The following is a 24,847-nucleotide window of genomic DNA, read 5'->3' on the forward strand; positions in this document are numbered from 1 at the left end:
CGCCGCCACGATCGAGGAGGCCCCCATGACCGTCACGAGCGAAGCCACCACCGCCTGGAAGGGCGCACTTGCCGACGGATCCGGCGAGGTGACGTTCGTGTCGTCGGGCCTGGGCACGTTCGATGTCAACTGGAAGGCACGAAGCGAGGGCTCCACATCGGTGACCACGCCGGAAGAGCTCATCGCCGCTGCCCACGCGTCGTGCTTCTGCATGGCGCTGTCGGGTGCTCTCGCGCAGAACGGCACACCCCCCGAGTCCATCGACACCACGGCGTCGGTGACGTTCAAGCCGGGCACCGGCATCACCGGCAGCCACCTCAACGTCAACGCCGTCGTCCCGGGTCTGGAGCCCGAGGACTTCGAGCGCATCGCGCAGGGCGCGAAGACCGGATGCCCCGTCTCGCAGGCGCTCGCGGGCATCGAGATCACCCTCGAGGCGACGCTTGCCTGAACCCGCATCGGCTGCCGCCCGCCGCATCGTCGTGGCGGGGGCATCCGGTCTGATCGGCAGCGCGCTCGTCGACAGCCTGCGATCCGACGGCCTCCGGGTGACCACGCTGGTGCGTCGGCCGGCCACGGCGCCGGACGAGGTCGAATGGCTCGCCGACGACCGTCCGCTCGATCCGGCGGTGCTGGACGGCGCCTCCGCAGTGGTAGGGCTCAATGGCGCCAGCATCGGTCGCTTCCCATGGACCCCGGCGTACAAGAACACCCTGCTGTGGTCACGCATCACGCCGACGCAAGCCCTCGCTCGCGCCATCCGGCACCTCGGGACGGATGCCCCTGCCTTCGTCTCGGCCTCGGCGGTCGGCTACTACGGCACGGCGCCGGGCGCGCGGCTTACCGAGCGCGCACGCCGCGGCGAGACCTTCCTCGCCGACCTGTGCGGAGAATGGGAGGGCGCTGCCCTCGCGGCCGGCGATCACGCACCGATTGCGCTGCTGCGCACCGCGCCGGTGGTCCATCGCCACGGAGTGCTGGCCCCGCTCCTGCTGCTGACGAAGGCGGGACTGAGCGGTCCGATCGGCCGCGGCACGCAGGCTTGGCCGTGGATCTCGCTCCAGGACGAGGTTCGTGCGATCCGCCATGTGATCGATGCCCGGCTGGACGGACCGGTGAATCTCAGCGGACCGACGCGCGCCACGGCGAACGATCTGGGGTTCGCTCTCGCGGTGCGGATGAACCGGCCGTTCCTGCTGAGGGCGCCCGAGTGGGGCATGAAACTGGTTCTCGGCCGCGACGCGACCGAGGCGCTCCTGACCCCTGATATGAACGTCGTGCCCGAGGTCCTGCGGACCACTGGCTTCGCGTTCACGCACCCCACGATCGAGGCAGCCGTCGACGCGGCCGTGCCCGCGGCCTCCTGACCCGGATCTCGCGTCGGACGAGCCTACGAACCCGCGTCAGCGCGTGCGGTCGGCGGCCTCCAGGCGGATCGCGCTGCGTACGGCCTCACGGGCGCGCCGCCGATCGCCGGCCGCGTCGTACGCGAGCCCGAGGCGATACCAGGCGCGCCAGTCGCCCGGATTGGCCTCGACGTCCGCGCGATACGCCGGGAACAGGGCATCCCCGTCGGCGCGTGCGACACGACCGCTCGGACGCAGGGTCACCTCGTCTTGCGGCAGCGCACCCTCGGCCTCGAGCCTGCGGCCGACCTGCTGCGCCCGGACGCCGAACCACAGCTCGCGCGCCAGCGCCCATGCCGCAACGAGGGGCAGCACCACCAGCGCGACCCCCAGAGCGATCCCGACGGGATCGCCGCTGATCAGCAGCAGCCACGCCCGCTGTCCGACGAGCACGATGTACAGCGTCAGCAGCACCGCCATGACGGCGACGCCGATGCGTGCGCTCATGCGCCCGTCGTCCGGGCGACCTGACCCGGCACGCCTCCCTCGTCGACGGGCGACTGAGGCGCCGGTGTCGCCGCGGCCCGGCCGATACCGATGTCGATCAGGCTGTCGAGGCCGACGACGACGCCCTGCGCGTCGCGGGCGGCGCGCAGGGCGAGACGGATGCCGGGGGCATAGGCGAGCGCGGGATCCACGGTGTCGTGCGCGATCGTCAGTGACTCGCCGGCGCCGGACAGAATTGTCTCTTGCCGAGCCACGACGCCCGGCCGCCGCAGCGAGTGAATGGGCACGCTCGCCACCTGCTGACCGCGGGCGCGCTGATCGACGTGCGGGGACTCGACCGGCCCGACGGCTTCGCGCGCCGCCGCGATGAGCTCGGCGGTTCGGACGGCGGTGCCACTCGGCGAGTCGATCTTCGTCTCGCGGTGTGCCTCGACGATCTCGATCGAGGGGAAGAACGGCGCCGCCGCCGCGGCCAGCGCCGATCCGAGCACGGAGCCCAGGGAGAAATTGGGGATGAAGACCGCGCCGACGCCGGCGGCGTCGGCGAGCGGGCGGATGAGGGCGATGCGCTCGGCCGACCAGCCCGACGTGCCCACCAGCACGCTGGTCCCCTGTTCGATGGCCGCGCGCACCACGTCGATCGACACCGCCGGAGTCGACGCGTCGACCACCAGATCCGCACCGGCCAGCTCCGACAACGGGGAGCTCGAAGACAGCACGGCCGACACCTCGAATCCCGATTCTGCCGCCACCACGTCGCGGATGATTCCGCCGAGCTTGCCGGTTCCGCCCACGATGGCCACGCGCGTCGTCATGGCCACCATCCTAGGCGGGCACGCGCGACGAGCCTGGCGGGTGACCGCGTCTACGCTGGAGGTGTGGTGACCCTGCGCCCCTCCCCCGTCGACGCCGCCGACGCCCACGAGCTCCTTGCGGAGTACTTCCGCGATCGCACCGAAGGCTTCGCCGAACTCGACGTGTCATATCGGACGACATTCCCCGATCCGGCCGCATTCGAACCCCCCGCGGGTGTGTTCATCGTGCTCGACGACGACGAGGGCGCGCCGGCGGGCTGCGGCGGCATCCGTCTGCTCTCGCCGGGAGCCCACGGCACCCGCTACGAGGTGAAGCACCTCTATCTGCGGCCGCGGACGCGCGGACGCGGCTGGAGCCGCCTGCTGATGCGTGAGCTCGAATCCCGCGCACGTGGGCTGGGCGCACGGGAACTCGTGCTCGACACCCACCACTCGCTCGAAGCCGCAGCCGCCCTCTACGCACGGACCGGCTTCGCGGCCATCCCGCGCTACAACGACAATCCCAACGCGTCGCGGTGGTACGGCAAGGTCCTCGGCGAGGGCCGCACGGACCAGGCCCTGCCCTAGCCGATCTCAGACGGGATAGACCTCAGGAAGCCCGGTGCGCAGTTCGACCGGGAGGTGGGACATGTCGTTGTGGGAAAGGATGGTCCAGGGTCGGCTCTGCTTCTGCGCGATGACGGTCAGCCCGCAGTGCGCCTGATTCAGGGTCATCCATCGCCACTCGGGCGCCTGCAGCACCTCGCGCACGAACCACGCGATGACGAAGTTGTGGGTGATCACGAGTTCGTGCACCTCGCCGCGTTTTCGCACCAGGAACTCGCTCACCGCGTCGGACATCTGCGCTCGGCCCGCCTCGACCTCGGCCTCGGTCACGGAGCCGAAGAACGGCTCGAAGACCGAGGGCGTCTCTTCCGTCATGCCGGTCGGCACGCAGTCGAACAGCAGCGCGGAAGGCTCCGGGGCGAGCGACGGCATCCGCTCCGAGACCGCGCGCGCCGTCTCGCTGGCACGCTCGAGCGGCGAATGCCACACGGCATCGAACGGCACGCCCGAAAGGCGGTCCGCCAGGAGCGATGCTTGACGCCGGCCTCGCGGTGAAAGGGGGCCGTCGACCAGTCCGTGCTCGGCGTTCTGATGCTCGCCATGCCGCACGAGGTAGATGTAGTGCGTCACGCAGCTCACTTCGTCGGGGGTTGCGTGCCCCGACGGGGCACCGATTTCCACCCTACGTCACCGACGGATGGCTCTCCGGGGCATGTGGAGACTTCGGCGCGCCGCGCCCTATTCCGACGCGCGCGCGATGTCGGACAGCTGTGCCCGGCTGAGCCGTATTCCCACGCCCTGCACGAGCTCCTCGACGTGCTCCGGCGCGTAGGCGTTGACGATCGGGGCCGTCACGAGCTTCTGCGACAGCAGCCAGGCCACGGCGACCGCTGCATCCGGCACGCCGAGCTCGGTTCCGACGGTGTCCAGCGCGCGGAGCGTTCGGCTGCCGCGGCGGTTGAGGTTCGCAGCCAGCTGGGCGCCGCGCACCGACAGCGAGCCACGCGGGCGCGTGCGCTGGCGCCCGGCGAGGAAGCCGTGCTCGAGCGCATGGGACGGCGTCACGGCCATGCCCTGTGCGCCCGCGACCAGCCGCAGGTCGGCATCGAACTCGTGGCGGCGCAGCACGTTGAACGGAACGTCGAGGACGGTGATGCGAGGGTAGCCCGCAGAGGCCAGGATGCGGGCCTCGACCAGCTGCGCGGCCGTGTAGCCCATCGCGCCGATCGCCCCGACTTTGCCCGATTCGACCAGCCACTCCGCCGTGGCCAGCGTGTCTTCCAGTGCGGTCGCGGAGTCGGTGGAGGCGTCGAGCGAGAGCACGTCGATGCGCTCGGTCCGCAGGCGCGTGAGCGATGCCTCGACCGAGCGGATCAGATTCACCGGGCCCAGCCCGGGGTTGTCGGCGTGCCCGCCCACCCGCACCACCAGGACGACGTCGTCCCGCAGACCGCGCGAGTGCAGCCACTGCCCGATGATGTGCTCGCTGCGACCGCCCGAGAAACTGTCGGACGTATGGACGGTGTTCCCGCCCAGCTCGGCGTACGCGTCGAGGATCGCGTGGCTCGACTCCAGGTCGACGTTCCAGCCGAACTCGGCTCCGCCGAGGATCAGCGGGAAGACTGCCGCGCCGCTCTCTCCGAGCGGCACGCGGACGTTGCTGCCCACCGATGGGCCCTGAACGGGAATCGGGGCGGACGGGTGCACTCCCGGCGCGGGAGGGGCTGCGGCATCCGGGCTCGTCGGGGGTAGCGTCGAGTCAACACCGAAGTAAGCCATGTGCCACCCCCTCACGAAAACCCCGGTGGAGTCGCCGTGATCGCTGTTTCCGCACCCCCCGGCGCGTACTTCGAGGGTAAGGCAGTCCAGACAGCCGACCGCCCAAGCAGGCGAACTGTCGATAAACATTACATAACGCTTTCATCACGACCCGGGCGTCGCAGGTGCGTTCGTCCCCGCTGGGGCGGACGAGTGGCGACGAACGCGAACGACGGATGCCCGCCCCTCCGCGAGGGAGGGACGGGCATCCGGACAGCCAGGCCTGGTCGGCCCCGTGGGATTGTCAGACCTCTGCGGGAGCCTCCGGAGCGGGGGTTGCCGCATCGCGGCCCTCCTGGTCGGCAGACTCCTCGAGCACCGGCTCGAGCGACAGCTTGCCGCGGTCGTCGATCTTGGTGATCTTGACCAGCAGCTTCTGCCCGACCGACAGCACATCGTCGACGTTCTCGACGCGCTTGCCGCCGGCCAGCTTGCGGACCTCGGTCACGTGCAGGAGCCCGTCCTTGCCCGGCAGCAGCGAGACGAACGCGCCGAACGTCGCGATCTTCACCACGGTGCCGAGGAACTGCTCGCCGACCTCCGGGTTGGTGGGGTTGGCGATCGCGTTCACCTGTGCGCGGGCAGCCTCGGCCGACGGACCATCGACCGCGCCGATGTAGACGGTGCCGTCCTCCTCGATGGAGATCTGCGCGCCGGTCTCGTCCTGGATCGCGTTGATCGTCTTGCCCTTGGGGCCGATCAGCTCGCCGATCTTGTCGACCGGGATCTGCACGCTGATCACGCGCGGAGCGGTCGGCGCCATCTCGTCAGGACCGTCGATCGCAGCGTTCAGCACGCCGAGGATCGTGAGACGCGCCTCGTGAGCCTGCTGCAGCGCGGCGGTGAGCACCGACGACGGGATGCCGTCGAGCTTGGTGTCGAGCTGGATGGCGGTGACGAACTCACTCGTGCCGGCGACCTTGAAGTCCATGTCGCCCAGGGCGTCCTCGGCCCCGAGGATGTCGGTCAGCGCGGCGTAGCGGGTCTGACCGTCGACCTCGTCCGTCACCAGGCCCATCGCGATGCCCGCGACCGGCGCGCGCAGCGGCACACCGGCGTTCAGCAGCGACAGAGTGGACGCGCACACCGAACCCATCGACGTCGAGCCGTTGGAGCCGAGAGCCTCGGACACCTGACGGATCGCGTAGGGGAACTCCTCGCGGCTGGGCAGCACCGGTACGAGGGCGCGCTCGGCCAGGAAGCCGTGCCCGATCTCGCGACGCTTGGGGCTGCCCACACGGCCGGTCTCACCGGTCGAGTAGGGCGGGAAGTTGTAGTGGTGCATGTAGCGCTTGTGCGTGACGGGCGACAGCGAGTCGATCTGCTGCTCCATCTTGAGCATGTTGAGCGTCGTGACACCCAGGATCTGGGTCTCGCCACGTTGGAAGATCGCCGAACCATGGACGCGCGGGATGACCTGCACCTCGGCATCCAGCGGTCGGATGTCGGCGAGGCCGCGCCCGTCCATGCGGACGCCCTCGGCGAGGATGCGGCTGCGCACGATCGTCTTCGTGACCGACTTGTACGCCGCTGAGAACTCCAGCGTCGCGACGGCCTGCAGCTCACCCGACTCGACGGCTGCGAGCAGCTCGGCCCTGACGGCATCCTTCAGCTCGTCGTCGGCGTTCTGACGCTCCTGCTTGTCGGCGATCTGGTAGATCGGGACGAGCTTGTCGTACGCGCGGTGCGCCACGAAGTCGTACGTCTCCTGGCTGTAGGGCAGGAAGACCGGGAACTCCTTGATCTCCTTCGCCGAGGTGTTCGCCACCTCGCTCTGCGCCTTCACGAGCTGCTTGATGAACGGCTTCGACGCCTCGAGACCCTCGGCCACGACCTGCTCGTTGGGCTTGGTGGCGCCGCCCTTGATGAGGTTCCACGAGCCTTCGGTGGCCTCCGCCTCGACCATCATGATCGCGACATCCTCGTTGCCGTCGGCGTCGGTGATGACGCGGCCAGCCACGATGAGGTCGAAGACGGCCTCCTCGAGCTGGGTGACCGTCGGGAACGCGATCCACTGGTCGGCGTTGTCGCCGTGGCCGGGGATGAGCGCCAGGCGGACGCCGGCGATCGGGCCGGAGAACGGCAGGCCCGAGATCTGGGTCGACAGCGACGCCGCGTTGATGGCGAGAGCGTCGTAGAACTCGCCGGGCGCGATCGAGAGGACCGTCACGACGATCTGCACCTCGTTGCGGAGGCCCTCGACGAACGACGGACGCAGCGGGCGGTCGATGAGACGGCAGACGAGGATCGCCTCGGTCGAGGGACGACCCTCACGACGGAAGAACGAGCCGGGGATCTTGCCCGCGGCGTACGAGCGCTCTTCGACGTCGACGGTCAGCGGGAAGAAGTCGAAGCCTTCGCGCGGGTGCTTTCCGGCGCTGGTGGCCGAGAGGAGCATCGTCTCCTCGTCGAGGTACGCGGCGACGGCACCCTGTGCCTGCTGCGCGAGTCGCCCGGTCTCGAACCGAACGGTGCGGGTGCCGAAGCGTCCGTTGTCGAGGACGGCTTCGGCGGCGGTGATTTCAGGACCTTCCAAGAGGTCTCTCCTTCTTTGTTTAGGCTCGCACGCGCGTTTCGCGCACGAGCTTGTGCGAAGGAGCAGGAACAGGCAGATGTCGGCGCGCGGCATATCCGCGGGGTTCGCCAGCGCTGGTCACCAGTAGAAGACCACCCGCCGCGTCGGCATCGAGGAATCCACCACAGGGGACCAGCTAGCTGCCGGCCTGCTCCACAGTGCCCATATAAAGCACAGTGCTCATATGGAATTGAGCGGTTGCCCACAGGGCAACCCGACCCAGCTTATCAGCGGGCGCGCGAATCCCGGCATCCCTGGCGACAGTCGGATGCCCCGCCTAGGGTTGAAGCATGAGCACCGACGACAAGCCGGCGAGCGCGGCATCCGACGAGATGAAGCGCAAATTCAAAGAAGCCCTCGACAAGAAGAACGCGCATCACCGAGAAGGCGAGGCGCACCTGGACGCCGACTCGGGGATCCACGGGACCCACGGCGCTGTCACGAAGCGCGAGTTCCGGCGCAAGAGCGGGTAGGAAGGCGGGCGGGGCCATGAGCGATTTCAGGGAGCGAATCCCGGACGACGAGCGCGAAGTGCCTCTCGACGACGAGGTCGAACTGGAGACACCGCCCCCGACGCTGGATCCGATGGAATCCGTCGAGGACGAGACCGACGAGCTGACCGAGCACGAGCGTGAGGCAGCCATCGAAGCAGGCGAGATCGACCCGGGGAGCTGACGACCACCACCGGATCCGAGACGATCGCGAGGCCCCGTCCGCTCCAGCGGACGGGGCCTCGCGGCGTCTCAGCGGCTGAGCAGGCTCTCGCGCTCGCGCGCGCGCAGCTCCTTGGCCTGGGCCTCGGCGATCGCGGCATCCTCGAGACCCTGCACGCCGACCGCGTCCGGCGCGTTCGACATGCCGTCGTGGTCGTCGCCGGCGAGAGTCGTCTCATCGAAGGGCAGAGCCCCTGCCAGCACCCGCCGAGCACGCGGGGCGTCGAGCTCCCTCGTCCACGAGCCGATCAGCACGGTGGCCACGGCGTTGCCCGTGAAGTTCGTGATGGCCCGGCCTTCCGACATGAACCGGTCGATGCCCACGATGACCCCGACGCCGTCCACGAGGTCGGGGCGGTACGCCTGCAGGCCCCCGGCGAGCGTGGCCAGTCCCGCCCCCGTCACACCGGCCGCCCCCTTCGACGCCACGATCATGAACACCAGGAGCCCGATCTGCTCGCCGATCGACATCGGTGCGCCCATGCCGCTCGCGATGAACAGCGAGGCCATCGTGAGGTAGATCGCCGTTCCGTCGAGGTTGAACGAGTAGCCGGTGGGGACGGTGATGCCGACGACAGGCTTCGACACACCGAGATGCTCCATCTTGGCGATGAGGCGGGGCAGCGCCGACTCGGACGACGACGTGCCGACGATCAGCAGATACTCGCGTGCCAGGTACTTCACGAGGCTGAAGAGGTTGATGCGCGTCACTGCCCACAGCAGGGTGCCGAGCACGCCGACGATGAAGATCAGGCACGTTACGTAGAACGCGATCATCAGGGTGCCCAGCGCCCAGATCGCGGCGATCCCGGTGTTGCCCACGACGGCCGCGATGGCGCCGAACGCGCCGAGGGGAGCCAGCCACAGGATCATTCCGAGGATGCGGAAGACCAGCGCCTGGAGCTGCTTGACGGCGTTCATGACAGGTACGCCGCGGTCGCCCATCTGCTGGAGCGCGAACCCGACCAGAAGCGCGATGAAGAGCACCTGCAGCACGCTCTCGCCGGTGAAGGCGGAGAAGAAGGTCGTCGGGATGATTCCGAGGATGAACTCCTGGGTGGTCTGCGCCTCCGCCGCCGACTCGTAGGTCGAACCGGCCATGTCCAGTCCTTCGCCGGGGTGGAGCAGGTTGCCGACGAACAGGCCGATGGCCAAAGCGAAGGTCGACATGACCATGAAGTACAGCAGGGCCAGTCCGCCGATCTTGCCGACGGTGGCTGCCTTGGCGATCGACCCGACGCCGACCACGATCGTGCAGAAGATGATCGGGGCGATCATCATCTTGATCAATGCGACGAACCCCTCGCCCAGCGGCTTGAGGGCGACGCCGAGGTCCGGCCAGATCAGGCCGACGGCCGCGCCGAGCACGACAGCGGCGATCACCGACAGGTACAGCCACGTGTGCTTGTCCCATGCGCGCTTGCCGCGCCGGAAGTTGAAGCCGGGAAGTGTGAACGAAGTCGTCCGGGTCGAAAGAGCCATCTTCGCCTCCTAAGGGGTGAACAGTCGTTGTTCGGATCGCACCGGCGGGTGCGACGTGATGACAGCGTCCGCCGAAGCGCCGCGATGGCCGACTTGTGGTCGTATTGGTCGCACGCGGGAGGGTTCGCGCGCGGCCGTGAGGGTCGAGGATGGACTCAACGGCCATCAGCGAGGAGAGCCATGTCGATGCGGACGAGCCCGGCCAGCGCGGCGTCGCGCGTGTTCGTCGTGGTCGCCGCATCGGTCCTGCTGCTGGTGGCGGTGCTCTCGACCGTGCTCGTCCTCGACGCCCAGCGTTCGGAGCGCTCCGAGGCCGAAGAGGTGACGCGTGCCGTCGCCACGTCGCTGGCGGCACTGCCGGGGGTGGCCATGGCGCTCGGGGACCCGGATGCGTCGCGGCAGCTGCAGCCGGTCGCGGCAGAAGTGATGGCGGTCACCGCGCTGGACTTCGTGACGATCATGACCCCCGAGGGCGTGCGCGTCACCCACCGCTCGCCGTCCGAGATCGGCAGGCAGTACCTCGGCACGATCCCCGCGACGCCGGCCGTGCTCACCGAGGAGTTCACCGGCACCCTCGGCCCCTCGGTCCGCACCATCGCGCCCGTGCGCGACGACGGCCGCGTCGTCGGCTGGGTGTCGGTGGGGGTGACCCTCGGCAGCATCTCGTCGCAGCTGCTCCTGCGGCTGCCCTTCATCGTCTCGCTCGCCCTGACCCTGCTCGGAGCGGGCGTCGTCGGGGCGCTGCTCGCCCGGCGGACCACGCGCCGGGTGGCCGGCGATCTGCCGGCCGGCTCCATCCGCGATGCTGTCGCCTCCTACGAGTCGGTGCGCACGCTGGGCGAGGCACTGCGCGCTCAGACCCACGAGCACGGCAACCGTGTGCACACGGCCGTCTCTCTTCTCGAGCTCGGCCGCACGGCCGAGGCGATCGAGATCCTCACCGAGACGTCTCGGCAGAGCCAGGCGCTGGTCGATCAGGTCGCGGCCCGCCGTGACGGCGACCCCACCGTCGGTGCGCTGCTGCTCGGCAAAGCCGCCCAGGCGCGCGAGCGCGGGATCGAGTGGTCGGCCGAGATCGATCCGGCCGCACCACGTAGCTCGCTCCCGCCGATGGACGCCGTCTCGGTCGTCGGCAACCTCATCGACAACGCCATGGATGCCGCAGCCGCCGGCGAGCCGCCGCGCTGGGTGCGCGTCGTGTTCGCGGCCGTGCCGGACTCTTCCGCGTTGCGTGTCGAGGTGGCCGACAGCGGCGAGGGGGTGGCCGATGACATCCGCGACCGGATCTGGGAGCGCGGCTTCTCGACCAAGCCGACCGGCGCAGAGGGGCGCGGCGTGGGACTGGCGCTGGTGCGGTCGATCGTGACGGATACAGGCGGAGCGATCGACCTGCGCGAGGATCCCACGACGTTCGTCCTGACACTGCCGTCGAGGCATCCGTGATCCGGGTCCTGTTGGTCGACGACGATCCGCTCACGCTCGAGCTGCACCACAGCTATCTCGAGCGGCTCGAGGGATTCGAGGTGGCAGGTGAGTGCACGGGGGCTCGCGCCGCGATCCAGGCGGTGCTCGCCGGCGCCGACCGCATCGACCTCGTTCTGCTCGACGTCACGATGCCCGACGGCACCGGCGTGGACGTGCTGCGGCATGTGCGCGCGCGGGGAGCGACCGTCGACGTGATGGCCATCACCGGCGTGCGCGATGCCGACGTGGTGCGCGGCATGGTGGCTCTCGGCGTCGCCCAGTACCTCGTGAAGCCCTTCACCTTCGCGGTCTTCCGCGAGCGACTGGAGCAGTACCGCGAGTTCAGCCGCCGCGCACACGAGTCCGCGGGAGCGCCGACGCAGGCGGAGATCGACGCGATGCTGGGAGCTCTGCGGCCAGCCGGCGCCGTCCGGCTGCCGAAGGGCCTCTCGTCCGAGACGCTCGTGCTGGTCTCCGATGATGTTCGCCGCCACGGCCCCGTGTCAGCCGGCGAGGCGGCACAGCGACTCGGGATGTCCCGGGTCGCCGTCCGTCGCTACCTCGAGCATCTCACCACGGCGCGCCGCGTCATCCGCTCCCCCCGCTACGGGACGGGTGGGCGCCCGGAATCGGAGTATCGCTGGAAGCCGGACTGAACCCTGCCCTCCGAGCGGACCGCGCCATCGGCCTCACGTGACCGACGAGCGTTCGCGGACGTCGCCGCGGCCACCGATCTCGGAGTAGTCGTCGTGTTTGGGCAGCACCCCGTCCCCGGCCGTGCGTCCGCGCAGCCGCCGCCAGACCCACGGCAGCGCGTCACGTCTCAGCCACGAGCCCGCCGCTGCCGGGTCGTCGTCGGCGTGCAGCGCGGCGTCCAGTCCGGCCAGCGCCTCGGCGTCGGGTACTCCGAGGGCCTCGGCCGCCCGGTACGCCAGGAACCGGTGGCCCCCGGAGCGCAGATGCACCTTGTCGTCGGCCCAGAGGTCGAGGTCGCCGATCGCCGGCAGGGCGTCGAGGTCCAGCAGGATCGCACCTGTCGTGGCGGCGATCCGTCGCAGTTCGGACGCATAGACGGCGAACCGGCGCGCGAAGATGCGTGCCGCGCGGCGGCGCGGGAGGAACGGCGTCACGAGCAGGACGTCGATACCGGCGGCGCGGAGCAAGCGGATCCCCTGCTCGAGAGAGGCCGCGAGACGTACCGGATCCGCCCGCCGGCCGACGAGGTCGTTGGCACCGATCAGCACCGACACGAGATCCGGCCGCAGCGCCAGCGCGCGGGGCAGCTGCTCGTGCAGCACATGCTCGACGCGGCGACTGCGCACCGCGAGGTTCGCGTACCGGAACGGCTCGCGGTCGTCGCGGGCATGTGCCAGCAGCTGTGCCAGGCGATCGGCCCAGCCGCGGTACTGACCCGACGGCATGCGCGACGCATCGCACAGGCCCTCGGTCAGCGAGTCGCCGAGCGCGACGTACCGCCCCCACCGGCGCAGCTGGCCGGTGGCGATCGCCGGCATCGCCGGCCGGGTCGCGCCCCGCTGCACCAGCGCGTCGTCGATGGGCCGCAGCATCCGGGCCTCCTCGTAGTGCTCCACCAGGCGACGGCACACCGCGTCCCACGTGCGGTCGCGAACGGAGTCGCGTGCCGCGGCGCCGAATGCGCGGCGCTTGCCGTCGTCGCCGGCGAGATCAGCCACCCGCGCGCGCAAGTCGTGCAGGTCGCCCGGGCGATAGAGCCAGCCGTCGACGCTCGACCGCACCAGGTCGAGCGGTCCGCCCACACCGGTCGCGACCACCGGCACGCCGCTGGCGAGCGCTTCCTGGATCGTCTGGCCGAAGGTCTCGCTCTCGCCCGGATGCACGAAGACATCGAAGCTCGCCAGCGCCTCGGCCAGGGCGGCGCCGGACAGGTGACCGGTGAAGACGGCGTCGGGCAGTGCCGCCTCGAGGCCGGGCCTGGCCGGACCGTCGCCGACGACCACGAGACGCGTGCCCGCGATCCCCGCCAGCGCGGCGAGGTCTGCGACCTGCTTCTCGGGGGCGAGGCGCCCCATGTAGCCGATGACGGTCCGGCCCGGTGCGACGCGGGCGCGCCAGGTCTCACTGCGCCGCTCCGGTCCGAATCGCTCGGTGTCGACGCCGCGTCCCCATCGGCGCAGCCGGTCGACGCCGAGTCCTTCCAGCTGCCGCAGCGATGCCGTGGAGGGCGCCAGTGTGAGGGTGGCGCGGCGGTGCAGGCGCGCCACATGCCTTCCGACGAGGGCAGATGCCTGCGGCATCCCGTATTTCTCCGCGTACGCGATGACGTCGGTCTGGTACACGGCCACCGCGGGAATCCGCAGCGCGTCGGCTGCGGCCAGGCCCTGCCAGCCGAGCACGAAGGGAGAGGCGAGGTGGACGACGTCGGGCCGGAACTCGCGGAGGATCGCCGTGAGCCGGGCTGCCCGGGCGAACACGACACGCACGTCGGGATACGAGGGCAGCGGCACGGAACGCAGCAGCTCGGTGCGCGCGCCGTGCAGGTCGGCAGTGAACTCGCCCGCGCGGGGAGCGATCACCAGCGTCTCGTGGCCCTGGGCGGCCAGGTGGCGCAGGACATGGAGCACCGATCCTGTCACCCCGTTCATGTGGGGCAGGAACGATTCGGCGAGCAGTGCGACTCTCACGCGACCAGCGTGACCCGCCGCGAGGAGTGCGGATGCCACGAAACGACGCCTGCGACGAGAGTTCACCGGATGCACCCCTCCCGGTCACCGCCGAGGCTCCGTTCCGTCCCCGTTCACCCGGGGGCAGTAGGAAGGAGTCGTGATCGAGGAGCTGCTGACCCAGACGGCGCAGAGCCCTTGGGCACTCCCCCTGCTGTTCGTGCTCGTGCTCGGAGACGCGTTCCTCGTCATCGTGCCGGGCGAGGCCGCCGTCACCGCGTTCGGGGCGCTCGCCGTGTCGGGCGGCGAACCGGCACTGGCCTGGGTGATCGCCGTCGCCACTGTGGCCGCCGTCCTCGGCGACGCCGCCTGCTATCTGGTGGGCCGCACAGTCGGCCTGCAGCGGTGGCGATGGATGCGGGCGGCGCGCGTGCAGTCGGCCTTCGCGTGGGCGCAGGCGCGGCTCGAGCGCCGCGCAGCTCTGGTGCTGTTCACCGCGCGGTTCATCCCGTTCGCACGACTCGCGGTCAACCTGACGGCGGGCGCGACACGGATCCGTGCGCCGCGGTACCTCGCGGTGGCCGCCCTCGCGGCGTTCGCGTGGGCCCTCTACCAGGCCTTCATCGGGGCCGCCGTGGCGGCGATCGTCCCCGGTGGTCCGGTGGTGGCCGTAATCGTGTCGGTCGCCCTCGCGGTGGGGATCGGACTCACCGTGGACGCCGTGCTGGCGCGCCGCCTGCGCATGCGGCGGGGTGAGAAGTGACGACGAGTATGGACGGGTGGCGCACATGACTTCGGCCGGATACGACGACGGCTTCCTCGGCATCCCGATCCCCCTTCCCGGACCCGCCGAGGAGCGCCCGTTGCGCGAACTGCCGTACTCGCGGTTCACGGTGCTGCTCGACCCGTCACGGCGGCTTGCCGCGGTCACTGCCGTGAACATCGACGGGGCCGCGCTGCGGGACGTGTCACGCAGCGGCGAGTGGCGCCTCGACCCGCGGGTGCCCGCAGACGAGCAGGCCGGGCCCGAGCTCTACGCCGGGAACGACCTCGATCGCGGCCATCTGGTGCGCCGCCGCGACCCCGGCTGGGGCGAGGCCGCCGAGGCCCGGGAGGCCACCGAGGCGACGTTCTTCTACACGAACGCGGCGCCGCAGGCGGCTGCCTTCAACCAGTCGAAGGACCTGTGGCTGGGCCTCGAGGACCACGTGCTGCAGTACGCCGGCGCGACCGCGCAACGAGTAAGCGTCTTCACGGCGCCGGTGCTCGCGAGCGGCGATCCGATCTATCGCGGCGTGGCGATCCCTCGTCGCTTCTTCAAGGTCGCCGCGTGGGCGGCCGCGACGGAGTACGGGATGCCGCGCCTCGAAGCCGCGGGATTCGTCCTGGATCAGTCCGAGCTCCTCGACGTGCGGCAAGGGGCGTTCGTCGTGCCGAGGCTGGGCTCCTTCCGCACGTTCCAGGCGCCCATCGCCGAGCTCGCCGACCTCGCGGGTGTGGAGCTCGGTCCGCTCGTGGACGCCGATGTGCTCGCCGCGCCGGCCGTGCGCGGCGAGGGCGGCTGGCGGCACCTCCTCACGCCGGAGGACGTGCGGTTGCGCTGATCCGCCTGGCCAGGGCTACTCCCCCGCGAGGCCGCCGAGCAGATGTCCGAACGACCGGCCATCGCCGAGGTAGTTCGCGGGGTCGTAGGGGTCGACGTCCTCGACGGGCTGCCGCCGGGTGATCGCTTCGGCGAGCTCACGGGCTCCGCGCTCGATCCGTTCGCCCAGCGGAGCGACCTGGTCGGCCGCGGCGCCCCAGTCGCTGGACGCCGCGAAGACGCCCGTGGCGACGGGTTCGGCGTGCAGGTAGGCGAACAGCGGACGGATCGCGTAGTCGATCGCGAGCGAATGCCGGGCCGTGCCCGCATTCGCCCCGATCAGGACGGGCTTGCCGGTGAGGGCATCCGGGTCGAGCACGTCGATGAAGGACTTGAACAGCCCCGAGTAGCTCGTCGAGAAGATGGGCGTCACCGCGATCACGGCATCCGCCGACACGACCGCATTGATCATCGACTCGAGTGCGGGCGGCGCGAAGCCGGTGAGCAGGTTGTTCGTGACGTCATGCGCGTAATCGCGCAGCTCGAACACGTCGACCTCCACCGGGACGTCGCGCCCGGAGAGGTCCTTCGCTGTCGCGGCTGCGAGGCGATCGGCCAGCATTCGGGTCGATGACGGATTGGACAGGCCCGCCGAGATCACGGCGATGCGGCGTGGTGCGGAAGTCATGGCTTCGTCTCCCTTGACCGGATCAACGACCGGATGATCCGAGGCCGAACGCGGCACCGGCCTTGGCGGGGGCGTCTTGGTACGGGCTCTCTCCGACGAGATTGTCGCCTCGGTTGGCACCGGGAACGGCCTGGCGCGGCGCCTGGTCGCCGTACGCCGCTTTCACGAGACCGGCGTGGGTCGGGGCATCCGGCACCTCAGCCGGGCGGTTCTTCTGAAGCTCCCTGCGCAGCACCGGAACCACCTCGCCGCCCAGGATGTCGAGCTGCTCGAGCACGGTCTTCAGCGGCAGTCCCGCGTGATCGATCAGGAAGAGCTGGCGCTGGTAGTCGCCGTACGTCTCGCGCATCGCCGCGTACCGGTCGATCACCTGCTGGGGCGAACCGACGGTCAGGGGTGTCATCTCGCTGAAGTCCTCGAGCGATGGCCCATGGCCGTAGACCGGCGCGTTGTCGAAGTAGGGGCGGAACTCGCGCACCGCGTCCTGCGAGTTCGCGCTCATGAAGACCTGGCCGCCGAGACCGACGATCGCCTGCTCGGGCGTGCCGTGGCCGTAGTGGGCGAAGCGCTGACGGTACAGGGTGACCAGTCGCTGGTAGTGCTCCCTGGGCCAGAAGATGTTGTTCGCGAAGAAGCCGTCGCCGTAGTACGCGGCCTGCTCGGCGATCTCGGGCGTGCGGATGGAACCGTGCCACACGAAGGGCGCGACGCCGTCGAGCGGCCGTGGCGTGGAGGTGAAGCCCTGCAGCGGCGTGCGGAACTTTCCCTCCCAGTCCACGACATCCTCGCGCCACAGTCGGTGCAGCAGGTTGTAGCTCTCGATCGCGAGAGGCAGTCCCTGACGGATGTCCTTGCCGAACCACGGATAGACGGGCCCGGTGTTGCCGCGGCCGAGCATCAGGTCGGCGCGGCCGCCCGACAGGTGCTGCAGCATCGCGTAGTCCTCGGCGATCTTCACCGGGTCGTTCGTGGTGATGAGCGTGGTCGCCGTCGACACGATCAGGCGCTCGGTCTGCGCGGCGATGTAGGCGAGGGTCGTGGTGGGCGAGGACGACCAGAACGGCGGATTGTGGTGCTCGCCGAGGGCGAAGACGTCGAGCCCGACCTCCTCGGCGTGCTTGGCCACGGTCACAGCGGCGCGGATCTTGTCCGCCTCGCTCGGTGTGGTGCCGGTGGTGGGGTCCTCAGTGATGTCGCTCACCGAGAAGATGCCGAACTGCATCTGAGGTGTGATGTCGTTCACGATCGCTCCTCGCGTTTCCATGCATGTGAATGTAACTTATGCAACGCGGCTGTCGTCAGGATATTCCGATCACGTGCGGAAAGGCCGAATCGCGTCCCTGGAACTCGAGGATCGCCGGGTTCAGCACGCGACCGTCGGATATCTCCGTCGCGCGGCGGATCGTCTCATTGCCGGCCCACGCGGCCGGCCCGCCCATCACGATGGGGATGAACGACTGCAGGGCCTCGCTGATCTCCCAGCTGGCCGAGTTCCACAGGAACGACGGGCTGTGGTCCACCCCGTAGTAGTTGATGGTCTCGCCCACGGTGAACATCGGGGCCGCGAAGGATGTCGGCCGGGCCCACTCGAACCCCATCCCCTCGTCGCACGAGACGTCGACGATCAGGCTCCCGGTGCGGAACGCCCCCAGATCGCTCTCGCGAAGATAGAGGAGCGGGCGGTTGGGGTCTTGCAGCGTGCAGTTGACGACGATGTCGCTCTCGGCGAGGAACGGTGCGAGCGGCACGCGGCCCTCATCCGTGATGACTTCGCTGAGGTAGGGCTCGTCGTCATGGTCGAACTGGATGATGTGCGCGGCGTGGATGGGCGAGGCCACCGACGCCGCCCGCCGATTGGTCAGTACGCGGACGTCGTGGACGCCGTGCGCACGGAGCGCGGTGACGGCCCCGCGAGCGGTCGCGCCGAACCCGATGACGACCGCCGAGACGCGTCGGCCGTAGTCGCCCGTCGAACCACACAGCTGCAGCGCGTGCAGCACCGAGCAATAGCCTGCGAGCTCATTGTTCATATGGAACACATGCAGCCCGAAGGTGCCGTCGCCGCCCCAATGGTTCATAGCCTCGAAGGCGATGACCGTGAGCCGCTTGTCGATCGCCAGCTGCGTCATCCGCTCGTCCTGCACGAGGTGGGGCCAGCCCCACAGCACCTGGCCGTCCTGCAGGTCCTGCAGATCCTCCGCTTGCGGCTTGGGCAGGAGCACGATGTCGGATGCCGCGATCACCTCCTGACGGGAGGCGAGGCGGCCCACGAACGGGCGGATCTCGTCGTCCGGGACGCCGAATCGCTCGCCGTATGTCTCTTCGACGATGATCCGCTCACCTAGGTCATGCGGGAGGCGCTCGAAGTGGCCGGGGTGGATCGGAACCCGTCTTTCATCGGGTTTGCGCGACGTTCCGATGACGCCGAGGATCGGTGCAGCAGCGGTCATGGTGGCCTCGTTCCGTGCGCAGGGCAGGAGAGTCCCCGGGCTCCTGACGCTACACCCGGCATGGGCGCCTTCCTCCGCTGGTCGGCGTCACTCGGTCAGGCGCCGCCCGAGGCCGCGCGCAGCACGACGGCCTCCCACGGCCGCAGCGACAGGGTGCCGCCCTCGATGACCGGAGGATCGGCGTAGTTGCCCAGCACGAGCTCTGCCCGCCCTGGGTTCAGTCCGGTGATGCCGACCCGCTGCACGTCGGCCGAGAAATTGCCCGCCACGAAGAGCGACGGCCCCTCGCCCGAGCGCGTGAAGGCGTACACGTGCGGGTGCTCGTGCTCGACGAGGGCGAAGTCGCCCAACCGCACCACGGGGTCCTCGTGGCGCAGGCGGATGAGCCGGCGGTAGTGGTGGAAGACGGATGCCGGGTCTGCGCGCTCCGCATCGGCATTGGCGGTCACGTGGTTGGGGTTCACCCCGATCCATGGTTCCCCTGACGTGAAACCAGCGGAGGGCCCGGCATCCCACTGCACGGGCGTGCGCGCGTTGTCGCGGCTTCCCGAGGCGAGAGCCTCGACCAGCTGCGCGTCGGTCATCCGTCCGTGTGCGTGGGCCTCGGCGGCGTAGCGGATCGACTCGATGTCGCGGTAGTCGGCGAGCTCGTCGAAGTGCGCGTCGGTCATGCCGAGTTCTTCGCCCTGGTAGATGTACGGTGTGCCGCGGTGAAGGTGCAGCACGGTGGCGAGCATCGTGGCGGACTCCCGGCGGTAGGCGCCGTCGTCGCCGAACCGCGACACGATGCGCGGCTGATCGTGATTGCACCAGTAGAGCGCGTTCCAGCCCACGCCGAAGAGCCCGGCCTGCCACCGCGTCATCGTCGCCTTGAGCACTCGCAGGTCGAGCGGTCGCAGATCGAACCGGCCGCCGGGGCCGTGGTCGAGGTGCATGTGCTCGAACGTGAACACCATGTCGAGCTCTTGGCGGGCAGGGTCGGTGAACAGCTGGGCGTCCTCGACCGTCGCACCCGGCGTCTCGCCGACCAGCAGCAGGGCGTCGCGGCGACCGGCGAAGACCTCGTGGTGCATCTCGTGGAGGAACTCGTGCAGGCGCGGCCCGTTGACGGTGTGCGCACGGTTGTCGCCGTAGAGCCCGTCGCCGACGCCGTCCGCGAGCGAGCCGTCGTCGCCGACCGTCTTGGAGATGAGGTTGATCACATCCATGCGGAAGCCGTCGATGCCCCGGTCGAGCCACCAGCGCATCATGTCGTAGATCGCCGCGCGCACCGCCGGGTTCTCCCAGTTGAGGTCCGGTTGCTTCCGGCTGAAGAGATGGAGGTAGTACTCACCCGTCGCCTCGTCGAACTCCCACGCGGGGCCGGAGAAGTACGAGCCCCAGTTCGTCGACTCCGCGCCGGGGGTGCCGGGTTCCATCCCCTCCCGCGGGGGTCGCCACCAGTACCAGTCGCGCTTGGGGCTGTCCTTGGACGAGCGGGACTCGATGAACCAGGGATGCTCGTCGCTGGTGTGATTCACGACGAGGTCCATCACCACCTTGATGTCGCGCTCGTGCAGCGCGGCGACGACGTGATCGAGATCGGCGAGAGTCCCGAAGATCGGATCGACGTCGCGGTAGTCGCTGATGTCGTAGCCGTTGTCATCCTGCGGGCTGCGGTAGATGGGCGAGAACCACACCACGTCCACGCCCAATTCGACGAGGTGGTCGATGCGCTGCAGCACGCCCGGCAGGTCTCCGACGCCGTCACCGTCGGAGTCCTGAAACGAGCGCGGATAGATCTGGTAGACGACCGCACCGGTCCACCATGCGGGCGGGTCGTTCGGACTCATGGCCGATCGCATCCCGACACCCTACTCCGCCGCCGCCTCGTCCGCCCGGGGCCGGCGCGCCTCGGCGAACAGCCGCAGCATGTCCCGCGCGAGCTGATGCGGAGCCGTCTCGCACGGCGCATGACCGGTCGGGTACGTCGCGACCCTCGCCCCGATGCGCGCGGCGTAGGCGTCGTGCTGCGCCTGGGGCCACAGATCCTGCTCCCCGACGGCGATGAGCTTCGGGATGTCGATGGCGGCGACGTCTTCGGCGACGTCGGGCATCGCCATCATCAGGCCGACGACGTCGTCGATGCACGCGCGCTGGGTCACCGGCAGCCGCTCGCGGACGAACGCGATACGCCCGGGCGGAGTGCGGTTGAGGTTGTAGCGGATGCCCCACAGGATCAGCCCCGCAGCGCGATGTGGCGACATATCGGAGATGGGACCGATGTGCTTGACGCCACGGAACACCTGCCCCGTTGCCGGCGGTGCCGACATCAGGGTCAGGCTGCGGAAGAGCTCGGGACGCTCGATGAGCGCGAGCTCGGTGACGAGCCCCGCGAAGCTGTATCCCAGTACGTGCGCCGGCATGCCGTCCTCGAGGATCGCAACGAGATCATCGACGAAGAGGCGATAGTCGTACCTCTCCCGCGGTGGGTGCAGATGCGCGGGTCCCGCGTCCACCGACTCCCAGTGCCCCGCGAGATCGAACGACTCGACGCGATATCCGGCCGCCGCGAGCACCGGCATCAGCAGGACGAAGTCCTCCTTCGAGCCCGCAACGCCGGGCATCAGCACGACCCGCGGCGCATCCGGATCGCCCAGACGCACGCGGGCCAGGCCACCGCTCGGCGCAGCGAAGACGTCCCGCTCGGTGCCCGCGGGAAAGACGCGCCAGTCGAGGTCGGGTATGGCCTGGTCGCGCTCGAGCGCGTCGTCGATCGTCGTCATTGCGCCGAAGAGACTACCGTCCGCCATCCGCCCGCCGTGGCAGCGGTCTCGGAGCCGTCGGATTCCTGAGAGGGGTTAGTCTGGTCTGCGCCGAGCGAGGGGGTGACGATGGCCGGGAGCGCTCCACCGCCGGCGGCTCGCACAGGCCCGATCCCGCGAGCACGACGACGGACGCCGTTCTGGGACAACGCGCGGTTCGCCTGCATCGTCCTGGTCGTCCTCGGCCATGCCGTGCAGCGCCTCACATACGACTCCGACATCGCGCTGGGCCTGTATTTGCTGGTCTACGCCTTCCACATGCCGGCGTTCGCCATCATCTCGGGCTACTTCTCCAAGTCGGAGTCGCCGACGAAGACGCAGATGGCCCGCGTGATCACCGACATCCTGGTGCCGTACGTGATCTTCGAGGGCTTATGGTCCCTGACGAAGTGGCTGGTCGAGGGGCGGGCGACTGCAAACCTCACCGAGCCGTCATGGACGCTGTGGTTCCTGCTGGCGCTGGGCATCTTCCGACTCGTCCTGCCCTACCTGGCGCTGCTGCGCTGGCCCCTGGCCTGGACGCTGGTCGTCTCGATCGGCGCCGGCTACGTCCCGAACATCGACTCGACCTTCTCGCTGTCGCGGACGCTCGGCCTGCTCCCCTTCTTCGCACTGGGGTGGTGGCTGCGCGAGCACCGCGTCGTCGACCGTCTGCGGCTGCTGGACCGCCGGCCCTGGTGGGTGGTCTCGGGCGGCTTCGGACTGTTTCTCGTCGCCGGGTGGGCCGCGTGGTTCTTCGTCGACGGCTGGCGCGACATGAACCTGCGCGAATGGCTCTTCTACGACGACAACTACGCAGCCATCGGCGGCACGCAATGGTGGGCGGGAGGTGTGCGCCTGGCACTGATGGCGATCGCCCTCGTGCTCTCGGCGGCGTTCTTCGCGCTGATGCCGAGGGGCGGCCACTGGTGGACCCACTTCGGCAGATACACGATGTACGTCTACCTGCTGCACTCGTTCGTGCTGTATCCGTTCCGCGAGAGCGGCGTGCTGCGGCATGCCGAGCCGACCTGGATCTGGCTCCCGCTGGTGATCATCCTGTCGGTGCTCATCGCGTTGGGCCTGGCCACCCGCCCGGTGCGACGCGTCTTCCGGCCGCTCATCGAACCGCGCCCGACGTGGCTCTTCGTCGATCGCACGTTGGCCTCGCGCGAAGGTCACCGGAGCGATCCCACCGGCTCGCGGCGCCCGCGGGAGGGATCCCGGATGCCGCGGCCCGATCCGCGTCAGAACGGCTGAGGCTCACTTCCCGGCCGCGCGCGTGTACACATCGGCGAGGTGCCGGAGATGCGGAACGAGCTCGGCCGGCTCCTCGACGGTGAAGTCCATGCCGAGCATGCCGATGTATGCCGCGATCGTCTCGAGGCTGTCAGCGCCGGTCACGAGCACCGACGTGCCCTCGTCGACGGCTTCGACAACGCCCACCGTGGGGTTGATCCGCGCCACCACACGATCGGCGGGCGCGTCGATGCGCAGGCGCGCGTGCACCTTCCACCCGCTGGCGGCGATCGAGCGCAGCGCGAAGGCCGTGTAGTCCCCTCCCGGTATCGGAACCGGAGAGAAGGGCCGCCGCGTCGGCATGCGCGGTTCCACCCAGTCCAGCCTGAAGGTCTCCCATCCCCCGTCATCGGGATCGCGGGCGACGAGATACCAGCGGCGCTGCCAGCTCAGGACGCGGTACGGTTCCACCCGGCGGGGGTGCCCGCGATAATCCAACCGCAGCCACTCGACGTCGCTGATGGCCTGTGCGACGGCACTCAGCGTGCGGGAGTCGACCTCCGGATCCGGTGCGTCGGTGTCGACGTTCTCCGGCGCACGATCGACGGTCCCCGCGACGGCATCGACCGTGGCCCGAAGTCTCGGCGGGAGCACCTGGAGCAGCTTGGCGAGCGCCCGGGCGCCGGCATCCGCGATTCCCGCCACCCCCGGCGCGACGCGCAGTCCGATCGCGACCGCCACGGCCTCGTCGTCTTCGAGGAGAAGCGGCGGCATCTTCCCCCCGGCGCCCAGCCGGTACGAGCCCGTGCGGCCCCGCGTCGCATCGACGGGGTAGCCGAGCGAACGGAGCCGATCGACGTCGTTGCGGATCGTCCGCGGCGAGACGCCGAGCCGCCGGGCGAGCTCCGGGCCGGTCCAGTCCGCCCGACTCTGGAGCAGTCCCAGGAGCGCCAACATCCGCGCCGAGGTGTCAGCCATGGTATTTCTCGACATTCTCTATATCAGGAAGGAAACGTGCCTATATCGACCGTAACGTCAGTGTCATGAACAGCGCAACCGCCTCCACGGCCATCCGTCCCTTCCGCGTCGAGATCGCTCAGGCCGATCTCGACGACCTCCAGGCCCGGCTCGCTCGCACCCGCCTGCCCCAGGCAGCGCCGGTCGACGACTGGACCTCCGGCACGCCGACGTCGTACCTGCGCGAGGCCATCGCGCAGTGGCGCGACGGATTCGACTGGCGCGCCGCCGAAGCCCGCATGAACGAGCACCCGCAGTTCACCACCGAGATCGAGGGACAGACCATCCACTTCGTCCACGTCCGGTCGCCGCACGAGGACGCGACCCCCCTGCTGCTGGCTCACACCTACCCCGGTTCCTTCGCCGACTACCTCGACGTGATCGGGCCGCTCGTCGATCCGGTCGCCCACGGCGGCCGCGCCGAGGACGCGTTCGACGTCGTCATCCCGGACGCCCCGGGCTTCGGATTCAGCCAGCCGGTCGTCGAATCGGGGTGGACCACCGCGCGCGTGGCCGCGGCTTACGACACCCTGATGCGTCGTCTGGGCTACGACTCGTACGGCATCCACGGCAGCGACAACGGCGCGATGGTCGCGCGCGAGCTGGGGCTGCTCGCACCCGAGGGCTTCCTCGGCCTGCACGTGCTGCAGCTGTTCTCCTTCCCGTCCGGCGACCCCGCCGAGTTCGAGAAGCTCGAGCCGCAGGACTACGCGGGCCTGGAGCACATGCAGTGGTTCCAGTCGGTCGGCGGATACAACACCATGAACGCGTCACGTCCCCAGACCATCGCCGCCGGTCTCTCGGACTCACCCGTCGGCCTGCTCGCCTACTCCGAGCTGTTCAACTCGTTCGGCAACGGCACCAGCCTGGTGCCGCTGGACGCCATCCTCACCGAGGTGAGCATCGCATGGTTCGCTAACGCCTCGGCCGGGATGTCGCGCGCGTACCGCGAGAACGCCCTGGCCGAGGCTGAGCCCCGCGTCAGCGGAGCACGCACCGGCGTCGCCGTCTTCGCCGACGACTTCCAGACGATCAGGGTCTTCGCCGAGCGTGACAACTCGAACATCGTGCACTGGAGCCGCTTCGAACGCGGCGGCCACTACGCGGCCCTCGAGGTTCCCGAGGTGCTGGCCGGCGACATCCGGGCCTTCTTCGCGACAGCGTGACGGGCGGGCGGCGG

The 24,847-nt window shown here is 69.7% G+C and carries 24 protein-coding genes; 11 read left to right on the top strand and 13 right to left on the bottom strand.

The features are described 5' to 3' along the window. Positions 1-25 precede the first annotated feature (25 nt). A complete protein-coding gene (locus K0817_RS12020) occupies positions 26-451 on the top strand; it encodes an OsmC family peroxiredoxin (RefSeq protein ID WP_219981756.1) in 426 nt (141 codons plus the stop codon). Continuing rightward, the gene (locus K0817_RS12025; RefSeq protein ID WP_219981757.1) at positions 444-1,367 is read left to right on the top strand and encodes a TIGR01777 family oxidoreductase; all 924 of its coding nucleotides are present in this window, start codon (positions 444-446) and stop codon (positions 1,365-1,367) included. Before K0817_RS12020 ends, K0817_RS12025 begins: the two co-directional genes overlap by 8 nt. A 36-nt stretch (positions 1,368-1,403) precedes the next feature. Here the strand turns inward: K0817_RS12025 and K0817_RS12030 are convergent, their stop codons facing one another. Together K0817_RS12030 and dapB are read right to left on the bottom strand one after the other, a co-directional pair. Further along, positions 1,404-1,853: a hypothetical protein gene (locus K0817_RS12030; RefSeq protein ID WP_219981758.1), complete on the bottom strand. Its 450-nt coding sequence runs from the start codon at positions 1,851-1,853 to the stop codon at positions 1,404-1,406. After that, positions 1,850-2,668: a 4-hydroxy-tetrahydrodipicolinate reductase gene (dapB, locus tag K0817_RS12035; protein WP_219981759.1), complete on the bottom strand. Its 819-nt coding sequence runs from the start codon at positions 2,666-2,668 to the stop codon at positions 1,850-1,852. Before dapB ends, K0817_RS12030 begins: the two co-directional genes overlap by 4 nt. 63 nt (positions 2,669-2,731) lie before the next feature. Here dapB and K0817_RS12040 point away from each other — a divergent pair, with 63 nt between their 5' ends. Then, positions 2,732-3,235: a GNAT family N-acetyltransferase gene (locus K0817_RS12040; protein WP_219981760.1), complete on the top strand. Its 504-nt coding sequence runs from the start codon at positions 2,732-2,734 to the stop codon at positions 3,233-3,235. A 6-nt stretch (positions 3,236-3,241) separates the two neighbouring features. Here K0817_RS12040 and K0817_RS12045 read toward each other — a convergent pair whose 3' ends face one another. The 3 genes from K0817_RS12045 to K0817_RS12055 all read right to left on the bottom strand — a co-directional run bounded on the left by K0817_RS12045 (position 3,242) and on the right by K0817_RS12055 (position 7,568). Next, positions 3,242-3,844, bottom strand: coding sequence for a histidine phosphatase family protein (locus K0817_RS12045; protein ID WP_219981761.1), 603 nt, complete (start codon positions 3,842-3,844; stop codon positions 3,242-3,244). Positions 3,845-3,952: 108 nt separating this feature from the next. After that, positions 3,953-4,993 carry an aldo/keto reductase gene (locus tag K0817_RS12050; RefSeq protein WP_219981762.1) on the bottom strand — a complete coding sequence of 347 codons (1,041 nt, stop codon included), beginning with the start codon at positions 4,991-4,993 and terminating at the stop codon, positions 3,953-3,955. A gap of 283 nt (positions 4,994-5,276) precedes the next feature. Next, a complete protein-coding gene (locus K0817_RS12055; protein ID WP_219981763.1) occupies positions 5,277-7,568 on the bottom strand; it encodes a polyribonucleotide nucleotidyltransferase in 2,292 nt (763 codons plus the stop codon). 329 nt (positions 7,569-7,897) lie between these two features. Here K0817_RS12055 and K0817_RS12060 point away from each other — a divergent pair, with 329 nt between their 5' ends. Together K0817_RS12060 and K0817_RS12065 are read left to right on the top strand one after the other, a co-directional pair. Next, the gene (locus K0817_RS12060) at positions 7,898-8,080 is read left to right on the top strand and encodes a DUF5302 domain-containing protein (RefSeq protein WP_219981764.1); all 183 of its coding nucleotides are present in this window, start codon (positions 7,898-7,900) and stop codon (positions 8,078-8,080) included. Between the two features lie 16 nt (positions 8,081-8,096). Further along, positions 8,097-8,282 (top strand): hypothetical protein, encoded by a 186-nt coding sequence (locus tag K0817_RS12065; RefSeq protein WP_219981765.1) that lies wholly within the window; start codon positions 8,097-8,099, stop codon positions 8,280-8,282. A gap of 68 nt (positions 8,283-8,350) precedes the next feature. Here K0817_RS12065 and K0817_RS12070 read toward each other — a convergent pair whose 3' ends face one another. Continuing rightward, positions 8,351-9,802, bottom strand: a complete 1,452-nt coding sequence (locus tag K0817_RS12070; RefSeq protein ID WP_219981766.1) for a cation:dicarboxylate symporter family transporter — start codon at positions 9,800-9,802, stop codon at positions 8,351-8,353. A 180-nt stretch (positions 9,803-9,982) separates the two neighbouring features. Between K0817_RS12070 and K0817_RS12075 the strand changes: the two genes are divergently transcribed. Both K0817_RS12075 and K0817_RS12080 read left to right on the top strand, forming a co-directional pair. Then, positions 9,983-11,245, top strand: coding sequence for an ATP-binding protein (locus K0817_RS12075; protein ID WP_219981767.1), 1,263 nt, complete (start codon positions 9,983-9,985; stop codon positions 11,243-11,245). After that, on the top strand, positions 11,242-11,922 hold the full coding sequence (locus K0817_RS12080) for a response regulator (RefSeq protein WP_219981768.1): 681 nt from the start codon (positions 11,242-11,244) through the stop codon (positions 11,920-11,922). The genes K0817_RS12075 and K0817_RS12080 overlap by 4 nt, the downstream gene beginning before the upstream one ends. A gap of 33 nt (positions 11,923-11,955) precedes the next feature. Here K0817_RS12080 and K0817_RS12085 read toward each other — a convergent pair whose 3' ends face one another. Further along, a complete protein-coding gene (locus tag K0817_RS12085; protein WP_253735351.1) occupies positions 11,956-13,968 on the bottom strand; it encodes a glycosyltransferase in 2,013 nt (670 codons plus the stop codon). A gap of 100 nt (positions 13,969-14,068) precedes the next feature. Here K0817_RS12085 and K0817_RS12090 point away from each other — a divergent pair, with 100 nt between their 5' ends. Further along, positions 14,069-14,671: a VTT domain-containing protein gene (locus tag K0817_RS12090; protein WP_219981770.1), complete on the top strand. Its 603-nt coding sequence runs from the start codon at positions 14,069-14,071 to the stop codon at positions 14,669-14,671. A gap of 25 nt (positions 14,672-14,696) precedes the next feature. Beyond that, on the top strand, positions 14,697-15,512 hold the full coding sequence (locus K0817_RS12095) for a DNA/RNA non-specific endonuclease (protein ID WP_219981979.1): 816 nt from the start codon (positions 14,697-14,699) through the stop codon (positions 15,510-15,512). Positions 15,513-15,527: 15 nt separating this feature from the next. On the opposite strand, the gene K0817_RS12100 is transcribed toward K0817_RS12095, so the two are convergent. The 5 genes from K0817_RS12100 to K0817_RS12120 all read right to left on the bottom strand — a co-directional run bounded on the left by K0817_RS12100 (position 15,528) and on the right by K0817_RS12120 (position 21,393). Beyond that, positions 15,528-16,178, bottom strand: coding sequence for an FMN reductase (locus K0817_RS12100; protein WP_219981771.1), 651 nt, complete (start codon positions 16,176-16,178; stop codon positions 15,528-15,530). Positions 16,179-16,200: 22 nt separating this feature from the next. Next, positions 16,201-17,400, bottom strand: a complete 1,200-nt coding sequence (locus K0817_RS12105) for an LLM class flavin-dependent oxidoreductase (RefSeq protein ID WP_219981980.1) — start codon at positions 17,398-17,400, stop codon at positions 16,201-16,203. 76 nt (positions 17,401-17,476) lie between these two features. Continuing rightward, positions 17,477-18,628, bottom strand: a complete 1,152-nt coding sequence (locus K0817_RS12110) for a N(5)-(carboxyethyl)ornithine synthase (protein WP_219981772.1) — start codon at positions 18,626-18,628, stop codon at positions 17,477-17,479. 95 nt (positions 18,629-18,723) lie between these two features. Next, positions 18,724-20,460, bottom strand: coding sequence for an alpha-glucosidase (locus tag K0817_RS12115; RefSeq protein WP_219981773.1), 1,737 nt, complete (start codon positions 20,458-20,460; stop codon positions 18,724-18,726). 21 nt (positions 20,461-20,481) lie between these two features. Further along, positions 20,482-21,393, bottom strand: a complete 912-nt coding sequence (locus K0817_RS12120; protein ID WP_219981774.1) for an alpha/beta fold hydrolase — start codon at positions 21,391-21,393, stop codon at positions 20,482-20,484. Positions 21,394-21,501: 108 nt separating this feature from the next. On the opposite strand from K0817_RS12120, the gene K0817_RS12125 reads away from it, so the two are divergent. Continuing rightward, the gene (locus K0817_RS12125) at positions 21,502-22,671 is read left to right on the top strand and encodes an acyltransferase family protein (RefSeq protein ID WP_219981775.1); all 1,170 of its coding nucleotides are present in this window, start codon (positions 21,502-21,504) and stop codon (positions 22,669-22,671) included. 3 nt (positions 22,672-22,674) lie between these two features. Here the strand turns inward: K0817_RS12125 and K0817_RS12130 are convergent, their stop codons facing one another. After that, complete coding sequence (locus K0817_RS12130; protein ID WP_219981776.1) at positions 22,675-23,628, bottom strand: YafY family protein; 954 nt, start codon at positions 23,626-23,628, stop codon at positions 22,675-22,677. Between the two features lie 65 nt (positions 23,629-23,693). Here K0817_RS12130 and K0817_RS12135 point away from each other — a divergent pair, with 65 nt between their 5' ends. Then, positions 23,694-24,833 (top strand): epoxide hydrolase family protein, encoded by a 1,140-nt coding sequence (locus K0817_RS12135; RefSeq protein ID WP_219981777.1) that lies wholly within the window; start codon positions 23,694-23,696, stop codon positions 24,831-24,833. The last annotated feature ends 14 nt before the right edge of the window (positions 24,834-24,847 follow it).

Origin of the sequence: Microbacterium sp. HD4P20, assembly GCF_019449275.2 — a bacterium.
GTDB lineage: Bacteria > Actinomycetota > Actinomycetes > Actinomycetales > Microbacteriaceae > Microbacterium.

Coding starts and splice junctions, on each gene's coding strand:
- K0817_RS12095 (WP_219981979.1), top strand. CDS start 14,697: ATGACTTCGGCCGGATACGACGACGGCTTCCTCGGCATCCCGATCCCC.
- dapB (WP_219981759.1), bottom strand. CDS start 2,668: ATGACGACGCGCGTGGCCATCGTGGGCGGAACCGGCAAGCTCGGCGGA.
- K0817_RS12070 (WP_219981766.1), bottom strand. CDS start 9,802: ATGGCTCTTTCGACCCGGACGACTTCGTTCACACTTCCCGGCTTCAAC.
- K0817_RS12020 (WP_219981756.1), top strand. CDS start 26: ATGACCGTCACGAGCGAAGCCACCACCGCCTGGAAGGGCGCACTTGCC.
- K0817_RS12130 (WP_219981776.1), bottom strand. CDS start 23,628: ATGGCTGACACCTCGGCGCGGATGTTGGCGCTCCTGGGACTGCTCCAG.
- K0817_RS12125 (WP_219981775.1), top strand. CDS start 21,502: ATGGCCGGGAGCGCTCCACCGCCGGCGGCTCGCACAGGCCCGATCCCG.
- K0817_RS12065 (WP_219981765.1), top strand. CDS start 8,097: ATGAGCGATTTCAGGGAGCGAATCCCGGACGACGAGCGCGAAGTGCCT.
- K0817_RS12115 (WP_219981773.1), bottom strand. CDS start 20,460: ATGAGTCCGAACGACCCGCCCGCATGGTGGACCGGTGCGGTCGTCTAC.
- K0817_RS12120 (WP_219981774.1), bottom strand. CDS start 21,393: ATGACGACGATCGACGACGCGCTCGAGCGCGACCAGGCCATACCCGAC.
- K0817_RS12060 (WP_219981764.1), top strand. CDS start 7,898: ATGAGCACCGACGACAAGCCGGCGAGCGCGGCATCCGACGAGATGAAG.
- K0817_RS12135 (WP_219981777.1), top strand. CDS start 23,694: ATGAACAGCGCAACCGCCTCCACGGCCATCCGTCCCTTCCGCGTCGAG.
- K0817_RS12105 (WP_219981980.1), bottom strand. CDS start 17,400: ATGCAGTTCGGCATCTTCTCGGTGAGCGACATCACTGAGGACCCCACC.
- K0817_RS12075 (WP_219981767.1), top strand. CDS start 9,983: ATGTCGATGCGGACGAGCCCGGCCAGCGCGGCGTCGCGCGTGTTCGTC.
- K0817_RS12100 (WP_219981771.1), bottom strand. CDS start 16,178: ATGACTTCCGCACCACGCCGCATCGCCGTGATCTCGGCGGGCCTGTCC.
- K0817_RS12050 (WP_219981762.1), bottom strand. CDS start 4,993: ATGGCTTACTTCGGTGTTGACTCGACGCTACCCCCGACGAGCCCGGAT.
- K0817_RS12030 (WP_219981758.1), bottom strand. CDS start 1,853: ATGAGCGCACGCATCGGCGTCGCCGTCATGGCGGTGCTGCTGACGCTG.
- K0817_RS12110 (WP_219981772.1), bottom strand. CDS start 18,628: ATGACCGCTGCTGCACCGATCCTCGGCGTCATCGGAACGTCGCGCAAA.